This is a genomic window from Streptomyces sp. 63XJN7_1_ISO-PGPR-S23-121 (genome assembly GCF_056173025.1).
This window is the reverse complement of record NZ_CM149653.1, coordinates 4,638,968-4,657,045: the sequence shown is the minus strand read 5'-3', so window position 1 is coordinate 4,657,045 and position 18,078 is coordinate 4,638,968. Positions and strand designations below refer to the sequence as shown.

15 protein-coding genes are annotated in these 18,078 nt (G+C 72.4%); 5 read left to right on the top strand and 10 right to left on the bottom strand.

Going from position 1 to position 18,078, the window contains the following annotated elements; genetic code table 11:
* Window positions 1-11: 11 nt before the first annotated feature.
* From AC0VYN_RS20970 to AC0VYN_RS20960, 3 genes are all read left to right on the top strand, one after another.
* Window positions 12-950, top strand: a complete 939-nt coding sequence (locus AC0VYN_RS20970; RefSeq protein WP_475532201.1) for a helix-turn-helix domain-containing protein — start codon at window positions 12-14, stop codon at window positions 948-950.
* 154 nt (window positions 951-1,104) lie between these two features.
* Window positions 1,105-3,840, top strand: a complete 2,736-nt coding sequence (locus AC0VYN_RS20965; protein ID WP_475532200.1) for a helix-turn-helix transcriptional regulator — start codon at window positions 1,105-1,107, stop codon at window positions 3,838-3,840.
* 191 nt (window positions 3,841-4,031) lie between these two features.
* Window positions 4,032-5,282 (top strand): extracellular solute-binding protein, encoded by a 1,251-nt coding sequence (locus AC0VYN_RS20960; protein WP_475532199.1) that lies wholly within the window; start codon window positions 4,032-4,034, stop codon window positions 5,280-5,282.
* A gap of 32 nt (window positions 5,283-5,314) precedes the next feature.
* Here the strand turns inward: AC0VYN_RS20960 and AC0VYN_RS20955 are convergent, their stop codons facing one another.
* A complete protein-coding gene (locus AC0VYN_RS20955; RefSeq protein WP_385469882.1) occupies window positions 5,315-5,890 on the bottom strand; it encodes a Dps family protein in 576 nt (191 codons plus the stop codon).
* Between the two features lie 235 nt (window positions 5,891-6,125).
* Entirely contained in the window at window positions 6,126-6,590 is a 465-nt protein-coding gene (locus tag AC0VYN_RS20950) for a carboxymuconolactone decarboxylase family protein (RefSeq protein ID WP_475536939.1), read from the bottom strand.
* Window positions 6,591-6,698: 108 nt separating this feature from the next.
* Here AC0VYN_RS20950 and AC0VYN_RS20945 point away from each other — a divergent pair, with 108 nt between their 5' ends.
* Window positions 6,699-7,727 (top strand): pirin family protein, encoded by a 1,029-nt coding sequence (locus AC0VYN_RS20945; RefSeq protein WP_475532198.1) that lies wholly within the window; start codon window positions 6,699-6,701, stop codon window positions 7,725-7,727.
* A gap of 154 nt (window positions 7,728-7,881) precedes the next feature.
* Here the strand turns inward: AC0VYN_RS20945 and AC0VYN_RS20940 are convergent, their stop codons facing one another.
* Window positions 7,882-8,289: a DUF6223 family protein gene (locus tag AC0VYN_RS20940; RefSeq protein ID WP_385473511.1), complete on the bottom strand. Its 408-nt coding sequence runs from the start codon at window positions 8,287-8,289 to the stop codon at window positions 7,882-7,884.
* Window positions 8,290-8,728: 439 nt separating this feature from the next.
* Between AC0VYN_RS20940 and AC0VYN_RS20935 the strand changes: the two genes are divergently transcribed.
* Window positions 8,729-9,055 carry a DoxX family protein gene (locus AC0VYN_RS20935; RefSeq protein ID WP_475532197.1) on the top strand — a complete coding sequence of 109 codons (327 nt, stop codon included), beginning with the start codon at window positions 8,729-8,731 and terminating at the stop codon, window positions 9,053-9,055.
* Between the two features lie 7 nt (window positions 9,056-9,062).
* On the opposite strand, the gene AC0VYN_RS20930 is transcribed toward AC0VYN_RS20935, so the two are convergent.
* The 7 genes from AC0VYN_RS20930 to AC0VYN_RS20900 form a co-directional block, all read right to left on the bottom strand.
* A complete protein-coding gene (locus AC0VYN_RS20930; RefSeq protein ID WP_475532196.1) occupies window positions 9,063-9,671 on the bottom strand; it encodes a response regulator in 609 nt (202 codons plus the stop codon).
* Window positions 9,613-10,794 (bottom strand): histidine kinase, encoded by a 1,182-nt coding sequence (locus AC0VYN_RS20925; protein WP_475532195.1) that lies wholly within the window; start codon window positions 10,792-10,794, stop codon window positions 9,613-9,615. Before AC0VYN_RS20925 ends, AC0VYN_RS20930 begins: the two co-directional genes overlap by 59 nt.
* Before the next feature lie 579 nt (window positions 10,795-11,373).
* Window positions 11,374-12,822 (bottom strand): DUF6851 domain-containing protein, encoded by a 1,449-nt coding sequence (locus tag AC0VYN_RS20920; RefSeq protein WP_475532194.1) that lies wholly within the window; start codon window positions 12,820-12,822, stop codon window positions 11,374-11,376.
* Between the two features lie 203 nt (window positions 12,823-13,025).
* Complete coding sequence (locus AC0VYN_RS20915) at window positions 13,026-14,231, bottom strand: 3-deoxy-7-phosphoheptulonate synthase (protein WP_475532193.1); 1,206 nt, start codon at window positions 14,229-14,231, stop codon at window positions 13,026-13,028.
* A 17-nt stretch (window positions 14,232-14,248) separates the two neighbouring features.
* The gene (locus AC0VYN_RS20910; protein WP_475532192.1) at window positions 14,249-15,865 is read right to left on the bottom strand and encodes an FAD-dependent monooxygenase; all 1,617 of its coding nucleotides are present in this window, start codon (window positions 15,863-15,865) and stop codon (window positions 14,249-14,251) included.
* Window positions 15,866-15,923: 58 nt separating this feature from the next.
* Window positions 15,924-17,642 carry a solute symporter family protein gene (locus AC0VYN_RS20905; protein WP_475532191.1) on the bottom strand — a complete coding sequence of 573 codons (1,719 nt, stop codon included), beginning with the start codon at window positions 17,640-17,642 and terminating at the stop codon, window positions 15,924-15,926.
* Entirely contained in the window at window positions 17,639-17,974 is a 336-nt protein-coding gene (locus AC0VYN_RS20900; protein ID WP_475532190.1) for a DUF485 domain-containing protein, read from the bottom strand. Before AC0VYN_RS20900 ends, AC0VYN_RS20905 begins: the two co-directional genes overlap by 4 nt.
* Window positions 17,975-18,078 lie beyond the last annotated feature (104 nt).

The window sequence follows — 18,078 nt, the reverse complement described above, 5'->3', positions numbered from 1 at the left end:
GGGCGGAGAACATGCTGCCGGACCCACTCACACCCCAACCCCTCGGGCGGCCGTCGGGCACCGGCCCCACCACGGCCCTGCTGGGTCCTCTGCGGGTCGTCACGGCCGGCGGCCACCCCACACCGGCACCGTGGACCGCACGGCTGATCGCCCGGGGCGACGACCGGTGCCTGGTCGTCCTGCTCCTGCTCGACGGTGTCGCCGACGTGGAGCAGGACGGCCGCGAGACCCGGTTGCGTCCCGGCGGGATCGTCCTCTGCGACTCCGCGCGCCCGAGCCGAATCACGTTCCACCAGCCGTCCCGTACGGCGTCCCTCGTCCTGCCGCGACAGCTCGCGGGCCTGCGGGAGGCCGACCTGCGACGGCTCACGGCGACCCCCGTCGGCGCGGACACCCCGCTCGGCTCGCTGCTGCCGCCCCTGCTGGCCCGGCTCGCGGACACGGCCGCGGCCTGCCCGCCGGACACGGGCGAGGCACTGGCCCGCAGCGTCGTCGACCTGCTGACCGTCCTGATCGAGGACCGACGGGCCGGGGCGGCGGCCGCCGAGCCGACGGCGGCCCAGGCGTGGCTGCCGCGCATCAGGGCCCACATCGACCGGCACCTCACCGACCCGGAGCTGTCCCCGGAGGCCATCGCCGCCGCCCACCAGATCTCCGTGCGGTACCTGCACCGGCTCTTCCAGGCCGAGGGCACCACCGTCGGGCGGTGGACGCGGCGCCGCCGGCTGCAGGAGTGCCGGCGCGAGCTGGCCCGCCGGGACGCGGCGGACCGGACCGTCGCGGCCGTGGCCCGCCGGTGGGGATTCACCAACGCCACCCACTTCAGCCGCGTGTTCCGGGCCGCCTACGGGATGTCCCCCGGCGAGTGGCGCGACTCCGCGCTGCCCAAGCCCGCCACGGCCGCCCCGGCGGACGACGGGCGCGAGGTGCCCCGGGCCGCGGCGGCCTGAGGCGCGGAGGCCCGCCCCCCGGCGTCCACCCAGGTCAGTACCATGGTGGACGCCGGGCGCGTCGTACGTGTCCGCCCGGACCGCCCGGCCGCGACCGGCGGCCGGCACCGTCGCGGAGCCACCGGCGGGCGCGGGAGCACAGGGAGGGACGCGCGTGGGCAGCCAGGGCGGCAGCCTGTCCCGAAGCGGTCTGCGCGGCCGGGAGAGGGAACTGGGCGAGCTGCGGGAAGTGATCGCCTCGGTGCCCCGCACCGGCGGCGGCGCGCTCGCCCTGATCCAGGGGGAACCGGGCATCGGCAAGAGCACCCTGCTCGCCGAGGCCGTCGCCGGGAGCCGGACGGCCGGATTCTGGGTGGGCCTCGGCAAGGCCGACGAACTCCACCACATCGTGCCGCTGTCCTCGCTGGCCTCCTGCGTCCTGCACGGCGACGAACCGCTGCTGTCCGGCGACGCCCTCACCGATCTCGCCCGCCACCACGACCAGCGGATCTGGCTCCTGGAACGCCTGGCCGAGGCGATCGAGGCCCGAGCGGCCCGCGGCCCGGTGCTCATCGCCCTGGACGACGTCCAGTGGGCCGACCCGCTGAGCCGGTTCGCCCTGACGCAGCTCCCCGTACGCCTGCGCACCTCACCCGTGCTCTGGCTGCTCACCGGGCGACTGGAGCCGGCCGGCCCGGCCGAGGAGATCGTCGCGGCCGCCGCACCGGAACTCCGGACGGTCACGGTGCGTCTGGCACCGCTGACCGGCGAGGCCATCGGGCAGCTGGCCGGCGACACCCTGGGCACGGCCGTCGACGAACGCGTACGCGGCCTGCTCAACGGAGCCGGCGGCAACCCGTTCCTCGCCGTCGAGATGCTCGCGGGACTGCGGACCGCCGGGGCCGAGGGCGGCCCGGTGCACCCGGGGCTGGTCGTCGGCGTGCGCGGCCGGCTCAAGTCCCTTCGGCCGGCCACCCTGCGCTTCCTCCAGATGGGAGCGGTGCTGGGACGCGGGTTCGGCTTCACCCAGGCCGCCGCGCTGTGCGGCCGGGCACCCACGGAGCTGATCGCCGCACTCGAGGAGGCGGTGCGCGCCGGACTCCTGGACGACGACGGCGAACAGCTCGTGTTCCGGCACGACCTGCTGCGCCAGGCGGTCTACGTCGACATCCCGCCGTCCGCCCGCAAGGCACTGCACCGCGAGGCCGCCCGGCACCTGGCCGCCGCCGGGCACCAGCCGATCGACACGGTGCCGCACATCCTCAAGGGCGCCCTGCCCGGCGACGAGGAGGCCGTCACGCTGCTACGGCGGGCCGCCGAGGACGTCCTGCCGGTCACGCCGGGCCTCGCGGCCGACCTGATGACCCGGGCGCTGGAGCTGGTGCCGCCCGCGGGGCCGTCGGCCTTCTCCGTGGGCGAGCGGGCGATCGTCTGCCAGACCCGGGCCGGCCGGAACCGGGAGGCCCTGGCGACCGGCGACCGGCTGCTGGCCCTGCGGCCGCCGCCCGAGGTGTTCGGCCGTCTGCAGGCCGCGCTCGGCGGGACCCTGTGGAACATGGACCTCGCCGACGAGCTGCGCCGCCGGGCCGACACCGCGCTCGCGGTCACCGGCGCGGCCCCCGAGGTCGCGGCACGGCTGGCCGCCCTGCGTGCGCTCGCGCTGTCCCGGGGATCCGACCTCGTCGCGGCCCGCGAGGCGGGCGAGGGCGCCCTGCGCGACGCCGTCCGGACCGGTGACCGCGAGGCGCACGTCCTGGCCCTGTCCGGGCTGGGCGAGATCGCCCTCAACGCCGGCGAGAACGCCGCGGCGCTGAGGCACTTCGCCGCGCTCAGCGCCGTCGACCCCGCCTACCTGCCCGAGGAGATCGTCGCCCATCAGCACCTGGACGACTTCGCGTCCGGCGAGCGGCTGCTGCTGCGGGCGGCCGAAGACGCGGCCTCGCCTCGTCAGGCCATGCTGCTGTGGGCCCAGGGGCAGCAGCACCTCGGGCTCGGCCGGCTCGACGACGCCGAGGCGGACCTCGCCACGATGGAACGCCTGGAGGAGGACCTGCGGACACCCGTGCAGCAGGTCAACTCCCGGGTGATCCGCTCCCGGATCGCGCTCCTGCGCGGTGAGCGGGAAGCGGCGCGGGGACACCTGGCCGCGGCGCGGGAGGGCCTCGCCGCCAAACCGAACCCGGGCAACACGGCCGCCGTGCGGTTCCTGGAGGCGGTCGTGGCCGACGCCGACGGCGACACCGCCCTGGCCGTCGACCGGATCCGGCAGGTGCAGGAGAACGGCCCCTTCATGCGCTGGCGACTCCTGCGCACCTGGGTCGACTCCGCCGTACGCATCGCCCTGCGCGGCACGGACCACTCGCTCGCCGAGGACCTGGCCGCACAGGCCCGGGACCACGCGGCGCGCAACCCGGCCGTGCCCACCGCGGCGGGCGTCGCGGCCCAGGTGACCGGCCTCGTCCGCGGCGACGCCGCCCTGCTGGAACACGCCGTGGAGCTGCTCGGGGCCGGCCCCCGCCCGCTGGTCCGGGCCGCGGCCCTCGCCGACCTCGGACGGGCGCGCCCGGCCGCGGATGGGACGGCCGCGCCCCTGACGGAGGCCCGGGCCCTCTACACCGCGTCGGGCGCGCACGCGGCGGCGGCACACCTGCGGCGGGACCGGCGGGCCGGGGACACGGGCGGCCCCCGGACGGTCGTCGGCCGCCCCGTCCAGGGCTGGGAGGCGCTGACGGCCTCGGAGAAGAAGGTCGCCCGCCTCATAGCCGAGGGGCACACCAACCGGTCGGCCGCCGACCGGCTCGTCGTCTCCCCGCACACCATCAACACGCACCTGACCTCCGCCTTCCGCAAGCTCTCGGTCAACTCCCGGGTGCAACTCGCCCATGTGGTCATGGCCTTGCGCGAGGACTGAACGGTGCGCCTGGTACGTTCACGCGAGGCCCCTCCGCACCGGGTGACAGGAGCGCACCCGCTGTTCACAGGGCGGTCGCGACCGCGTCCCTCCCGGCGTCTACGCTGACCGAGTCGCCACACAGGCCCGAAACCACTCGTCACGTGCCGGGACCGGCGATCGGGACAGGCACGCACGCGGGAGCACACACCATGACCTCACCTGCCGGGCCGGCGGCACGGCGGATCGCCGGCCTCCTCGGGGCCCTCGCCCTGCTGCCGGCCGTCACCGGGTGCGGCGGCGCAGCCGGCACGGCGGCCGCCGGGGACGAGGTCACGTCCATCACCGCGCTCGACTACTACACCGACGACACCGAGCACGCGCAGTGGAGCGGCTGGCTCGACGCCTGCGGGAAGGCCGCCGGGGTCAGGGTCGAGCACTCGAGTGTCCCCGGCCCGTCGCTCGTCCCGACGGTCCTGCGGCAGGCGTCGGCGCGGACCCTGCCCGACCTGCTGATGCTGGACAACGCCGATCTGCAGCAGATCGCGGAGACCGGGGTGCTGACACCGCTGGACCGGTACGGCATCGACTTCGACGGCTTCGGCGAGGAGATCCTCGCGGCGGGCAGCTACGACGGCAAGGTGTACGGACTGGCGCCGACCGTCAGCACGGTCGTCCTCTTCTACGACAAGGACGCCCTGGCGGAGGCCGGCGTGGCCGTCCCCAGGACCTGGGACGAGCTGAGGACGGCGGCGGCCGCACTGACCCGCCCGGGGCGCTACGGCATGGCGGTCGACGCCGACGCCACCTTCGAGTCCGCCTGGCAGTTCCTGCCCTTCCTGTGGTCCAACGGCGGGGACGAGCGGCGGCTGGACTCCCCGCAGGCCGAGCAGGCCCTGCGGCTGTGGGCCGGCCTGGTGCGCGGCGGCTCCATGTCGGAGTCCGTGCTGAACTGGAACCAGGCCGACCTCCACGACCAGTTCGTCGCCGGCCGCACGGCCATGATGATCAACGGGCCCTGGCGGATCCCCGCCCTGAACAAGGCCCGCGACCTGAACTGGGGCATGGCCCCGGTCCCCGTCCCCACCGCGGGACAGGCCCCCGTCACACCGATCGGCGGCGAGGTGTGGACCGTTCCGCACAGTGCCTCCCCCGCCCGCCAGGAGAAGGCCGCGCAGGTGCTCGCGTGCCTGAACGACTCTCGGACCATGCTCGACCAGGCCGAGCAGCGGGTCACCGTGCCCTCGCGCCCCGCGGTGGCCGCCCGGTACGCGGAGCGGGTCCCGTCGATGGCGGCCTTCGTCGACAGCGTCGAGGGGGCCCGGTCCCGCACGAGCCGGCTCGGCGTCCGGTGGCCCGACGCGGCGACCGGGATCTACACCGCGGTCCAGTCCGCGCTGACGGGCGAGCGTACGCCGAAGGAGGCGCTGGAACAGGCGCAGCGGACCGCGACCGGTTCCTGAACGCCCCTCCGCCGGACTCCCGCCGGGCCGGGTCAGGACCGTACGAGGGGCGTGTCGACCAGGTGCTCGGCCAGGAACCACGCCTGGATCTCACCGGTGCGGATCACCTGGGAGACCAGCAGGTCGTTGGTGCCGTCGTCACCCAGCTCGGCGGTCCGGGCGGCCGCGTCGTGGGCCTGGGTCAGGATGGTCTCGTGGGCCTGGAGCAGGCGGGAGAGCATCGCGGGGACCTCCTCCACACCGTCCGGCGGACGCGGGATCGAGGTGATCTCCGCGGCGTGCCGGGGGTCCCCCACCGCGACCCCGCCCAGCGTCTGGACCCGCTCCGCGACGGCGTCGACGAGTTCCAGCTGCTCCCCGGCGTGCTTGTCCAGGAGGAGGTGCAGCTGGTAGAAGGTCGCCCCGCGCAGGAGCCAGTGGTGCTTCTTGTACAGGCCGTGGAGCATCTGGGTGTCGGCCAGGACCTGGTTCAGGCGCTGGCAGGAGTACATGCGGGCGTCGTGGGACAGCCCGAGGGGGAACAGCTTGACGGTGCCGAACTCCTGGATGACGGCGCCCTTCTGATGCAGCCACGGCTGGCTGCTCGGGGGCTTGGTGCTGGTGGTCATGGCCGCCTCCTGCGGTGCTGTGCCGTACGTTCCCGAAGGACGCTAGGCGCCGGGACCGGCGGGCGGTTGACCGGCAGCGCACACGGCCGGGTGCGTGAGCGCACGGTGTGCCGCCGTGCGCGCGGCCGTGCGCTGCGGGAACGGCGGCCGTGCGCTCCGAGGCACACGCCCGGCGCCGCCCGGGCCCAGCCTCGCGGTCGGACGTCCGCCGCGGCCGGTGCCGGCCGGAAGCCGGTCACCGCTCCGGCGGCACCGGATGCCCGCTCATGACGGAGACCCGGTTGAAGGCGTTGATGGTGATCGCCACCCAGATCACCGCGGAGATCTGGTCGTCGGTGAGCACGTCGCGGGCGGCCGCCGTGGCGGTGTCGCGTGCGGCGGTGTCGGCGGGCCGGGTGGTCGCCTCGGCCAGCGCGAGCGCGGCGCGTTCCACGGGGGTGAACAGGTCGGTGTCCCGCCAGGCGGCCAGCACACCGAGGCGCTGCGTGGTCTCGCCCGCGCGCAGGGCGGCCCGGGTGTGGAGGTTCAGGCAGTACGCGCAGCCGTTGATCTGGGAGACGCGCAGGTTGACCAGTTCCACCAGGATCCGGTCGAAGCCCGCTGCGGCGGCCGCCGCCCGGACCGCCTCCGACGCGCGCACCAGCGCCTGGTACGGCTCGGGGTTCTGCTTGTCGATGAAGATCCGTCGGTCCTCGGACATCGGCAGGGTGCTGCTGCTCAACCTGGGCTCCTTCGGACGCGGCCGGAACGGCCCGCAGTGGCGAATAGTTAAATTTGAAAATATCATGACGACGGGAGGTGCTTCTCAGTGAGCAACGTGGAAACAAGCCCCGGAGAAGTCCGCTGCGGAGCGGCGGACGGCGACGAGCGATCGGAAGGGGCACAGGTCGAGGTACTGACACCGCGCGACGTACCGCTCGGCGGGCCGCGCGCCATGACGGTCCGGCGCACGCTGCCGCAACGGACCCGGACCCTGATCGGCGCCTGGTGCTTCGTCGACCACTACGGTCCCGACGACGTCGCCCGCACCGGGGGCATGGACGTCGCCCCGCATCCGCACACCGGACTGCAGACGGTCAGCTGGTTGTTCAGCGGCGAGATCGAGCACCGGGACAGCCTCGGCAGCCACGCCCTGGTGCGGCCCGGCGAGCTGAACCTCATGACCGGCGGGCACGGCATCAGCCACTCCGAGGTCTCCACCGAGCGGACCACGGTCCTGCACGGCGTGCAGCTGTGGGTGGCCCTCCCGGACGAACACCGCCACACCGCGCGGGACTTCCGGCATCACGTGCCCGAGCCCGTCCGTACCGACGGCGCCGGGATCAGCGTGTTCCTGGGCCGGCTGGCCGGTGCCGTCTCGCCGGTGCCGACCTTCACGCCCCTGCTCGGCGCCGAGATCACCCTCGCGCCGCACGCCTCGCTCACCCTGCCCGTGGACCCCGGTTTCGAGCACGGGCTCCTCGTGGACCGCGGGGACGTCCGGCTGGCCGGCACCCTGCTGCACCCGGCGGAACTGGGCTACGTACGCCCCGGCGCCGGCACCCTGACGCTCCGCAACGAGTCCGGCGAGCCGGCCCGCACGGTGCTGCTCGGCGGGACCCCGTTCGACGAGGAGATCGTCATGTGGTGGAACTTCATCGGGCGATCGCACGACGACATCGTGCGGGCCCGGGAGGACTGGATGGAGGGAACCACCCGTTTCGGAGAGGTGCACGGGTACGACGGGGCCTCGCTGCCCGCGCCGGAGCTGCCGAACGCGCCGTTGAAGCCGCGGGGCAGGGCGCGTCGACCCGAGGAGGCGGTGAGGGCGGCGGCTCCGGACGGCGATCGCGACTGAGGCGACCCGGCGGGCGTGCCAGGCCGGAACCGCCGCCGGGTGAGGCGAAGGGGACCCGGAAGGGACGGGCCGCCGTTCGTCGCGGAGACGGCGAACGGCCGACCGGGCCGCCGTGTCGGCGGTTTCCGGTCGGCCGGGGGAGTACCGAAGGCCGTCAGGCGACGGCGCGGCGGGACCGGGACAGCGCCAGCGCGCCGAGGACCACGCCGGCCAGCCCCACGACCATGGCCACGACGGCGCCGCCCGTGCCGGAGCCCTTGCCCACACCGCCGTCCGCGACGGCGAGGGCGATGCCGCCGATGATCACGCCGAGGGCCCCCACCGCCACTCCCGCGAGGGCTCCGCCGCGCGCGTTGGCGGCACCGCGGCCGGCCGCACGCAGGGCCCGCACGCCGAGCACCACGCCGATCACCGCCACGACCAGGGCCGCGAGGGAGGGGCCCCGCCCGGAGCCACCGTCGTCGCCGTCGGCGGCCATGACGTTGGCGGCCGCCGGCGCGGCGAGCATGAATCCCGTGGTCACAGCGGCTGCGGCGGCGATGAGCAAGCGACGGACGGACATGGGGGTTCCCTTCGGTTCTCATGACGGCGTTCGGACTTCAGCCTAAGAACCGGCCGGCCGCAATTCGTCATGCCGGAGTATCCGTTCCGCCTACCGTCGGAGCGGTATCGGCGAAGGGCGGAGTCTGCCGCCGGAGCAGTCGACTACCGCGAACGCAGCACTCCTGCTCGTCTCCCACTCGCCAGGGGTGTTCGCGAATCCGAAATGTCCATCCCTCGTAGATGAACGGGCTTGTCCGAGGCGATGATTCCGGATCCGTTCAATGTGCGATTGTTGACCCGCTCAATTGTCGCGGGCTATCGTCCGGGAAGTCGTTGTTCGGACCGCATCCCAATTGCCAAGAGAGCCGGGGGCTCGGATGGGCGAACTGGAAAATTCACCGGGTAAGGGAACGGGACGGGCCGCCGGTATCGCCTTATGGGTGTGCCACGCGCTTCTGGTGATCGTATTCCTCGCCGCCGGCACCGCGAAGCTCTTCGGCGCCGCGGAGATGGTGGCGGCCTTCGACAACATCGGAGCCGGGCAGTGGCTCCGGTATTTCGTCGGCGTCCTGGAACTCGTCGGCGTGGTCGGGCTTCTGGTTCCGCGTCTGGTCGGGCTCGCCGCGCTGGGGCTGGCCGCGTTGATGATCGGAGCCATGATCACCAACCTCGTCATCGACGACTTCTCCCTCCTGGCGTTGATCCTCCTCCTGCTCAGCGTCACGGTCGCCTGGGGGCGGCGGAACGGCGTCGCGGCACTGCTCCGTCCCGCCACCACCGGCTGAGGGGAGATCAGATCCAGCCGGCCCGCGACGCGGCCAGCACGGCCCCGACCCGGTTCGTCGCCTTCAGCTTGTGGATGGCGGAGTGGATGTGGTTGCGGACCGTGCCCGGGCTCAGGTGCAGCTGGGACGCGATGGCGCTGAGCGGGCGGCCGTCCTCGGCCACCTTCAGGATCTCGGCCTCGCGCACCGTGAGGGGGTTGTCCCCGGCGGCCACCATCTCCGCGATCAGGTCGGGCGGCACGTGCCGGCCGCCCGCGTGCACTTCACGGATCACCCGTCTCAACTCGCCGATCGAGGTCTCCTTCGTCAGGATGCCGCGCACTCCGGCCTTCAGCGCCCGCTGCACGTGCCCGGGCCGGACGTCGCAGGTGAGGATCACCAGGGGGAAGCCCGGCCGCTCCCGGTGCAACTGCTCGGCGACCTCGATCCCACTCATGCCAGGCATGCGCACGTCAATCACGGCGATGTCCGCCCCATGCTCCTTCAGCAGTCCGACCACCCTGTCACCCCGACCGGTGTGGGCGATCACGTCGATGTCCCCGGACAGCCGGAGCAGTTCAGTGAGGGCTTCCCTGGTGAGGGCCTCGTCCTCGGCCAGGACCAGCTTGATCGCCATCTTCCCTCCGGACGTCGGTGTGACTGATGGGTACGCTCGCTTCGACGTGGTAGGCCGCGTGGGGGACCGGGCCATGGGTGAGCGTGCCGCCCTCGGCCCGCAGCCGCGCCGCCAGACCGAGGAGCCCGCTCCCGGAGGCCGAGGCGGTATGCCGAACGCCGTCGTTGGAGATCCGCAGATGAGCGGTACGGCCACGGGTCCAGACCTCGATCGAGCAGCTCGCGGCCTCGCTGTGCCGGATGACGTTCGCGCCCGCCTCCCGCACCACCCAGCCGAACACCTCCTGGACGGCGCGGGGCAGTGCGGCCCGGGTGCGCCGGACCTCCACCCGCGTGCCCAGGATCTCCAGGTCGCAGCGCACCCCCTCGATCTCGGTGGCCAGGTCGCTCGGGCGATAGCCGTCGACCAGGCCCCGGACCTCGGTCATGGACCGACGCGCCAGCTCCAGCACGGTCTCCAGCTCCGCGCGCGCCCGGTCCGGCCGGGTGGCGAGCAGCCGGACGGCGAGCTCGCCCTTGCGGTTGATCGCGGCGAGGGTGCGTCCGAGCACGTCGTGCACGTCCTGTGCGAGCAGCCGGTTGTCCGCCGCGGCCATCCTCCGCACCGACCCGCGCCGGGGTCGCGACGACGTCACCGCCGAACCCGCCGGTGACGCCGGCGGCGCGTCCGTGCCGGAGTTACCGACGATCGCCGAGGCGGCGAAGTCGGGGGCGACGAGCAGGTATCCCGACGAGACCGCGGAGATGGCGCACAGCACCTCCTCCGCGGGGGCGTCCCGCAGGAGCAGTCCGGAGGCGCCGGCTGTCAGTGCCTCCCTGCAGTACTCCCGCTGTCCGGGTACGGCCAGGACGATCACCTTGGGGGGATCGGCGGCGGCGAGCAGGCGTCCGGTCACGGTGGCCAGGTCCGGCCCGGCCGCCCCCGCCCCCAGGAGCACCAGGTCCGGGTGGGTCCGGGCGGCCCGCGCCACCGTCTCGTCCGCATCCGCCGCCTCGCCGACCAGGGTCAGCCCGGGAGCGGATCCGATCACCGCCGACAGCACCGCCCGGACGGACAGGTCGGGGTCGGACACGAGCACGGAGCACGTCTTCGCCGCCGCGAGACACGGAAGGACGGATGTCATCGGAGTGTCCCCCAAGGAAGGCCTGATCGAGAGCCGGCGCGACCGGTCGTGTGTGCCGTCCGGCCGCTGTCCGGGCAGGGGGTGGTGTCCCGGCCGTCGGACTCCGCGGGCGCCGCGGCCGGGTCCCCCTGATGTCCGGCCGGTGCGCGACGCCCGCTCGTGGGTCACTCTTCGTGGACGGGTGCCCGGCGGCCGGGGCGGACGCCACCGGTCGGCAGGGACCTCGTCGACGCGATGCGGTGGGACCTCGGCTCGCGGACGTGTCCGACGGTGATGGCCGGGCTCCGGCGGACCCCGCGTCCCCCGCGGGACGGACACGGGCTCGGCACACTCGGACCGGTGCCGTGTGCCACCGGAGGAGGTGAAGGCGAACTCACTGGAGGTGCGTGAAAGATCATTGAAAGAAGCCCCCGACCATGCGTTCGAGTCGCAGCCGTGACCTTAACCCGTCCGGCCTCGACTCCTCTACCCATATCCCGCTGGCAAGGCGTCACGGGCCGCTGCCCGAAAGTGACGGCAGCAGGCTGCCGCCGGCGCCCTGGTGGACGCAGGCGGCAGCCTCTGTCGGAGACGAGCGGTTCAGCCCCCGTTCACCTTCCGCTGGACGAACGCGTAGCTCATGTCACCGATCTTCGGCGCGTACTGCTTCGCGGCCTCGACCGCGGCGGGGAAGTTCTCACCGCCCCAGACCCTGCTCTCACCGCAGTCCCGGGCGAAGTCGGTCCAGTTGTCCCAGTGCAGCGTCATGTCGTTGGCCGGGGTGACGCCCGGTTCGATGAGCGAAGAGCCCTTCGCCACGGGATAGTTGATGTCGGCCTTGTCCGTGCCCGTGAACCGCCGCACCTGCTGGCTGAAGGCCAGGCAGAGGGCGGAGCTGGCCGACGGGTACTCGGGGGCGTCGGCGGAACGCCCGCTCAGGTAGCCCTGCCACTCGTTCCCGGGGATGTCGCCGACCGTGCCGGCGCCGGGGCCGCCCCAGGCGGTGACCTCCTTGCCCCGGTAGACGTGCCGGACGGCGCTGACCGGCCGGACCGAGTCGAACTTGCGCTTGAAGTGCCAGGTGGCGATCGTGGAATCGATGAAGGCCACATCGGAGGAGGTGATGTACTGCACCATCTTCTCGATGTCGTAGTTGCCGTGCGTGACCACCGGAGTGCCGGCCACGGTTCCGAACGTCACGACCTTGTCGTTGAAGAGTTCGGCACTCATCTTCTTGCGGTCGTCCAGGCGCGACGACGCCTTCAGCACCTCGTCGACCTGGCGCTTGTAGGCGCCGCGGTTGCGGTGGTTGCTGGCGGCCGGCGGGGACACCTCGAACCGGCTGGGGTCGTCGAACGTGAACGGCCTGACCCGGCCGTAGTAGGGGGTCGCGAACTGCTGGACCCTGTAGACGTTGTTCACCGAGGTCACGCCCGGCTGCCAGCGGGAGGCGTCGCGGAGCTGCTCCGCGGTGTTGACCGGCTTGTAGCCGGTGTAGTCGCTGTACGGCTTCCGGTTGTACTGCCGTCCGCCCTCGTCGCCGTACCGGTTGGAGCCGTCGTGCAGGCGCGCCTTCATGGCGTTCTTGGCGGCGAGGATGCCGATGCCGCTCGGCGTCGTGGGGTCTTCCGCGGTGTCGTACGGATCGAGCCCCGCCGACTCCATCATCTCGATCCAGCGGGACTTGTACTGCGGCAGCACCGTGCTCATCGACGTGTACGCCGCGTAGATGACGGCTATGTTCTTGTTGCGCGTCGTCCGTTCCGCCTCCGGACGGCGTCCGAGGTCGGAGAAGATGCCCTTCGCCGTCGGGTGGTACGGGGCGATGGCGTCGAACCACGGCATCTCGATGAGGATGGCGTGGTCGACCGTCAGCGACACCGAACGTCCCGAGCTCTCGTCGCGTGACACCCGCTGGAACTTCGGGTACACCACCTGGATCAGGGCGTTGCCGTGGTCCAGGTCGATTCCGGGCGCCGCCTGCCGCGGGGCCGCCGGCGCGGCACTGGTCAGCGAACCCACCAAGGCCGCCGCGGTGGCGATGGTCACCGTGTATCCCAGGCGCCGGCTCCGCGGCCGCCTCAATGTCGTCACCGGAAATTTCCTTTCGATCGGAATTCACGTGCTCCGTCAATTTCCCGGAAATCAGCTCGGACGCTATCCGGCCGTCCTTCGGCACGTCCACTGCTCGATCGAGTAGTAGTCGTACCGGAGCAGGGATCGCCGGGGTGCTGCTCGCGAACCGGCACCGTTCATTTCGCCCATGCCTCGATGAGTTCCAGGGCCTGTTCGGGATTGAGGCGCGGATCGCACAGGGAGGTGTAGTGGCCGGTGATTTGTTCCTCGCGCTCCACCGAGCCGCCAACGCATTCCGTCACGTCGTCCGCCGCGACCTCGAGGTGGAGTCCGGCGGCGTGCTGGCGGCACTCCCGGAGAATGTCGCGGAATCGCACCGCCTCGGTGATCACATCGGCGAGGTGACGTGTTTTCAGGCCGGCGCGGGACGTCACCGTGTTGCCGTGCATGGGGTCGCACAGCCAGATCACCGGGTGCCCCGCCTTCGCCACCCGGCGCACGATCGGCGGCAGGGCCTCCCGGATCCCGTCCCGTCCCATCCGCGGGATGAGCACCAGGCGGCCGGGCTCACGATGGGGATCGAGCGCCTCGCACACCCGCAGGATCTCCTCCGGGTCCGCGGCAGGACCGATCTTGCAGCCCACCGGATTGACCACGCGGGACAGCAACGTGACATGCGCGCCGCCCGGTTCACGGGTCCGCTCGCCCACCCAGGGCAGGTGCGCCGAGGACAGGTACAGCTCGTCCGTCCCGGCGTCGTGGCGCACCAGCGGGGACTCGTAGTCGATGACCAAGGCCTCGTGGCTGGACCAGGGGCCCAGCCCGGCCGGTGTACGGGCGCCGGCCTCGCGGTGCGCCCGCATCACCCGCTGCACCTCGGCTCCGGCGTCGTAGGCCCACGCCATGCGCAGCGGCTCGGGCTGCCGGGCCAGGGGAGTGGCGATCTCCGAGTTGATCATGTGCCCGCGGAAGGAGGGGATGTCGATCGAACCGTGCGACTCGGTGGCCCGCGACCTCGGCTTGGCGAACTGCCCGCCCATGCGGCCGACCCGCACGACACTCCGGCCCGTGAGTTCGCCGAGGCTGTCCGCCAGCCGGTCGACGACGCGCAGCTTCCGCTCCACGTGCCGGGGCGTGCACTCGAAGAAGCTCTCGGCGCAGTCGCCCAGTTGGAGCAGGAGCCCGCCGGTCGTCGTCAGGCCCGACAGCGTCCGCCGCAGTTCCCGGACCTCGGCGGCCGTCACCAGTGGCGCGGCCGATGCCAGCCTCGCGCAGACCGCGGGACGGGCGGCGTGATCGCGCCAGTCCGGTTGCTGGGCCGCGGGCAGGTCCTCCCACGGTCCGGGGCGGGCGAGGTCCGCCGTAGAGCTGAATCGCGTCATGAGTGCTCCCGTCGAGATCAGCGAGGCGTGACGTCCCGGGCCGCGCCGCGCACCCGCCGGACGACGGAAGCCGGGTCCAGGGGGGCCTCGTTGCCGCGCCAGGCCACGTGATGGTCGGGCCTGAGCAGTACGAGGTCGCGTTCCCAGGCCCGCCGGACCAGGGCGTCGCGCACCACGGTGTGGCCGACCAGCAGGCCCTGGGCGGCCGCCGCTTCGAGCAGCGCGTCGCCCCTGCCGTCGCCGGCGAAGTCGACGAGGGTGAAGGACGGCGCGAAGTGGTCGTAGAGCGCGGTTCCGTCCTTGAGGAGGAGGCTCGGCGGGCGTCCGCCGGGCCAGGTCGTGGGCGTGTACGCGCGGGGCGTGTACGGGGGTTCCGGCTCGTCGTCGTGGCAGATCACGGGCGAGTCGTCGTAGCGGTGGCCCAGTTCGATGCCCCGGTACTCGTTCTCGCCCCGCTCGGCCCGCAGATAGGAGGCGACGGCCTCCGTGGAGGCGCCGCCGCGCAGCATGTCCCCGGCCCGGAGGTGCACGTCCAGATGGCGTCGGGAGGTGTGCAGGGTGCGCAGCCCCACCGGGCGGCGTTCCGCCTCGTAGCTGTCGAGCAGTGCGGGTCCGCCGAAGCCGTTGACGAGAGCCGCGATCTTCCAGGCGGCGTCGGCCGCGTCGCCGATACCGGTGTTCATTCCGTAGGCGCCGGTCGGGAACATGCGGTGCGCGGAGTCCCCGGCGAGGAGCACCCGTCCGCTGCGATAGCGGTCGGCGATCATGAAGCCGGGGCGCCAGCGCGAGGTCAGGAGCACCTTGTCGATCTTCAGCTCGGTCCGCATGACGTCGAGCAGGAAGGCGGCCGGATCGGCCGGCGGAGTGTCGAACTCGTCCGGGCGCAGGCCGTTGACGTGCGCGGTCCAGGTGTCGGCCTCGTCCTGGGCGATGAGGACGTACCGGAAGGCGAAGTAGTGCCAGAACCGCCCGTGCCGGTGCAGGGTGTCCAGGTCGCGGCTCTTGAAGTGCACCATGAAGGCGCCCGGCAGCCCGGGGACGTCGAAGCTCTCCTCCCCGATGCCCAGCGCCGCGCGGACCTGGCTCGAGGCGCCGTCGCACCCGATCACGTACCGGGAGCGCAGCCGGATCTCGTCGTCGGTCAGCACGTCGACGAGCCGGCTGGTGACTCCGTCGTCGTCCTGGGTGAGAGAGTCGAAGCGCAGGCCGCGGCGCAGCTCGATGAGCGGGTTGAGCCGGCAGTGGAACCGCAGGACCGGCTCCAGGTCGACCTGGGAGATGCGCTGGCCGGGTTCGGTGGGCTGGGTGCCGTCGTTGTGCTCGGCGATGCGCCGCCGCTCCTCGGCGACCGAGGGCAGCTCCCACGTGGTGATCGGCTCGCCCGCCAGCCCGGTCGACCAGATCACGTCGGCCCGGTGCTCGGGGGCGACCCCGGCGGAGCGGATGTCGTCGGTGATGCCGAGGCGCCGGAAGAACTCCATGCTCCGCGGGTTGACGTAGTCGAGCTTGGGATGAACGGATGTTTCGAACTCTCGGTCGACGAGTACGCAGGGAACGCCCTGGCGGGCGAGCTCCAGAGCGGCGACCATGCCGACTGGGCCCGCGCCCACGACCAGAACCGGTACCGGATCCACGATTGCCCCTTCACAGGGGTGTGGGGCGGTGCGACCGCCCCACACCGTTCACGATGTCTCAGGGCGCCTTGCTGGGCGCCGCGCTCTTCCGTCCGGGCCGGCCGGCGCCGCCGACGGGACCCGGCCCACGGTCCGTCCGGGCGGGAGCGAGGCCTCCCGTCAGGGCTCGGACCTGCATCTCGGCGAAGGCCGCGTCGTTGCGCTCGCGGCTGGTGAGGGTGCCTATCCAGCCGAACAGGAAACCGGCCGGCACCGAGATCAGGCCGGGTTCGATGTCGATGAACTTGAAGTCGGAGTCGGCGAAGATGGCGTCCTCCGCGCCCGACACGCCGTTGGAGAACACGACCATGAACAGGGTCAGGGCGATCCCGCCGTAGATGGTCCACTTCAGTCCGGCGGTGTTGTAGCGCCGCCAGAACAGCGCGTAGACGACGGCCGGCAGGATCGCGGCACCGGCCACGTCGATCGAGGTGGGGATGAAGATGTGCGTCAGCACCGGAAGCATGGCGACAGCCAGGACGACGGAGGCGACGCCGATCACCGCCACGTTGCGTCGTACGTCCTTCAGCTCGTCGCCCGGGGCCGGCTGGCGGCCCCGCATCACGTTGATGTCCTTGGTGACACAGGTGACCGCGTTGATCAGCAGGGCGGCGAAGACCGCGGCGACCGTGAGGACGGCGACCGCGCCGAGCACGCCGACCAGCACCGGACCGCCGAGCTCGTCCGCGAGCTTGGGCAGGCTGATGTCACGGTGCGGCTTGATCACGCCGATGTTGTCCGCGCCGAGGACCGCGACGGCACCGAAGCCGACGACGCCCATGCACAGGTACACGCCGACGATGATCATCGAGGCCCAGCCGGCCGACCGCCGGGCGTCCCGCCCGCTGGTCGCCGTGAAGCTGCGCATGAAGAGGAACGGCATCGCGGCGACGCCGACGGCGATGCAGAAGAGCTTCGACAGGTGCACCCACCGGGCGTCGCCCTCGCCGAAGAGGCGGCCGGGGTCCAGCAGCTCGTGACCGCCGGGGTCCGGCGCCGCGTTGGCCTCCGCGCGCTCGAGCAGACTCACGACGTTCAGGTTGAACTCCGCCAGGACCAGGACGGTCAGCACCGCCACGACGCCCAGCACCAGGGTGACCTTGACCACCAGGATCCTGGTGACGCCCGGCATTCCGCCGATGTACACGAACAGCACGGTGACCAGGCCGACGACGGCGACCATGAGAGCCAGCCCGACGAGGGAGTCGAGGCCGAACCACCGGTTGAAGATGAACGCGATCGCGGCCATCTGGATGACCGTGAACATGGCGTAGATCAGCATGGTGACGACGGCCGCCGCGGTCCGCGCCTCGCGTTCACGCATGCGCAGGGCGAGGAGGTCGCCAAGCGTGTGGACGCCGAGATTGCGCACGTGCGAGGCGAAGATCAGCAGCCCGAGCATCATGGAGACCGTGAACGCCGTCATGAGCAGGGCGGCGTCGTACCCGCTCAGCGCGATGTGCCCGGTGATGATGAACAGCGTCGAGTACATCAGGGGCGCCGAGGACAGGGCGAGCGCGTTGCGGACCGGGCCGACCCTGCGGCCCGCGAGCAGGAAGTCGTCCTGGTCGCGTATGCCGCCGCGGGCCGCTCTCACGAGGAAGTACAGCGCCACGGTGACGGCGAGGACCACGGGGATGGCGATGGCGGGCGCGGCCCAGGTGTTGTCGACCGGTGGTGGCGGATCGGCGAGGATCATGCTCGTCGGGGAGGAGGAAGCGGCGAGGGCCGTGTTCATCGGGGGTCTCCTTCCAGGTCCGCCCGGATCCGGTCACTGAGGGGGTCCAGCCGGGTGCGGGCGTGGCGCAGGTACACCCCGGCGGTCGTCACCACGATCGCGAACGACAGCCCCATGAACAGCAGGCCCACGTTCACGGGCCCGCCCACCCCCTGACGGAAGAAGCCCGGGGCGAAGGTGGCGAGCGCGCTTCCGGCGAACCACCACCCGAAGAACAGGACGCTCGCCCACGTGATGAAGGTGTTCGATCGACGCCGCAGCTCCCTGAACTGGGCGCTGTCGTGCACGGTGACGTAGGGGTCACCGCCCACTGGCGATTCCATCGTGTCCATGACACTCCTTGTCGGGGGACGTCGCAGCGAGGACGTCGTTGATGTGACGGTCGGTACGGCAGTCTCGGCCGGCGCTCCCGCGGGGCACATGACTCGTTCACGGG

Excerpts from the sequence above, each read along its gene's own strand:
- AC0VYN_RS20940 (WP_385473511.1), bottom strand. The coding sequence starts at position 8,289 with ATGTCCGTCCGTCGCTTGCTCATCGCCGCCGCAGCCGCTGTGACCACG.
- AC0VYN_RS20930 (WP_475532196.1), bottom strand. The coding sequence starts at position 9,671 with ATGGCGATCAAGCTGGTCCTGGCCGAGGACGAGGCCCTCACCAGGGAA.
- AC0VYN_RS20970 (WP_475532201.1), top strand. The coding sequence starts at position 12 with ATGCTGCCGGACCCACTCACACCCCAACCCCTCGGGCGGCCGTCGGGC.
- AC0VYN_RS20925 (WP_475532195.1), bottom strand. The coding sequence starts at position 10,794 with ATGACATCCGTCCTTCCGTGTCTCGCGGCGGCGAAGACGTGCTCCGTG.
- AC0VYN_RS20950 (WP_475536939.1), bottom strand. The coding sequence starts at position 6,590 with ATGTCCGAGGACCGACGGATCTTCATCGACAAGCAGAACCCCGAGCCG.
- AC0VYN_RS20915 (WP_475532193.1), bottom strand. The coding sequence starts at position 14,231 with ATGACGCGATTCAGCTCTACGGCGGACCTCGCCCGCCCCGGACCGTGG.
- AC0VYN_RS20960 (WP_475532199.1), top strand. The coding sequence starts at position 4,032 with ATGACCTCACCTGCCGGGCCGGCGGCACGGCGGATCGCCGGCCTCCTC.
- AC0VYN_RS20955 (WP_385469882.1), bottom strand. The coding sequence starts at position 5,890 with ATGACCACCAGCACCAAGCCCCCGAGCAGCCAGCCGTGGCTGCATCAG.
- AC0VYN_RS20905 (WP_475532191.1), bottom strand. The coding sequence starts at position 17,642 with ATGAACACGGCCCTCGCCGCTTCCTCCTCCCCGACGAGCATGATCCTC.
- AC0VYN_RS20900 (WP_475532190.1), bottom strand. The coding sequence starts at position 17,974 with ATGGACACGATGGAATCGCCAGTGGGCGGTGACCCCTACGTCACCGTG.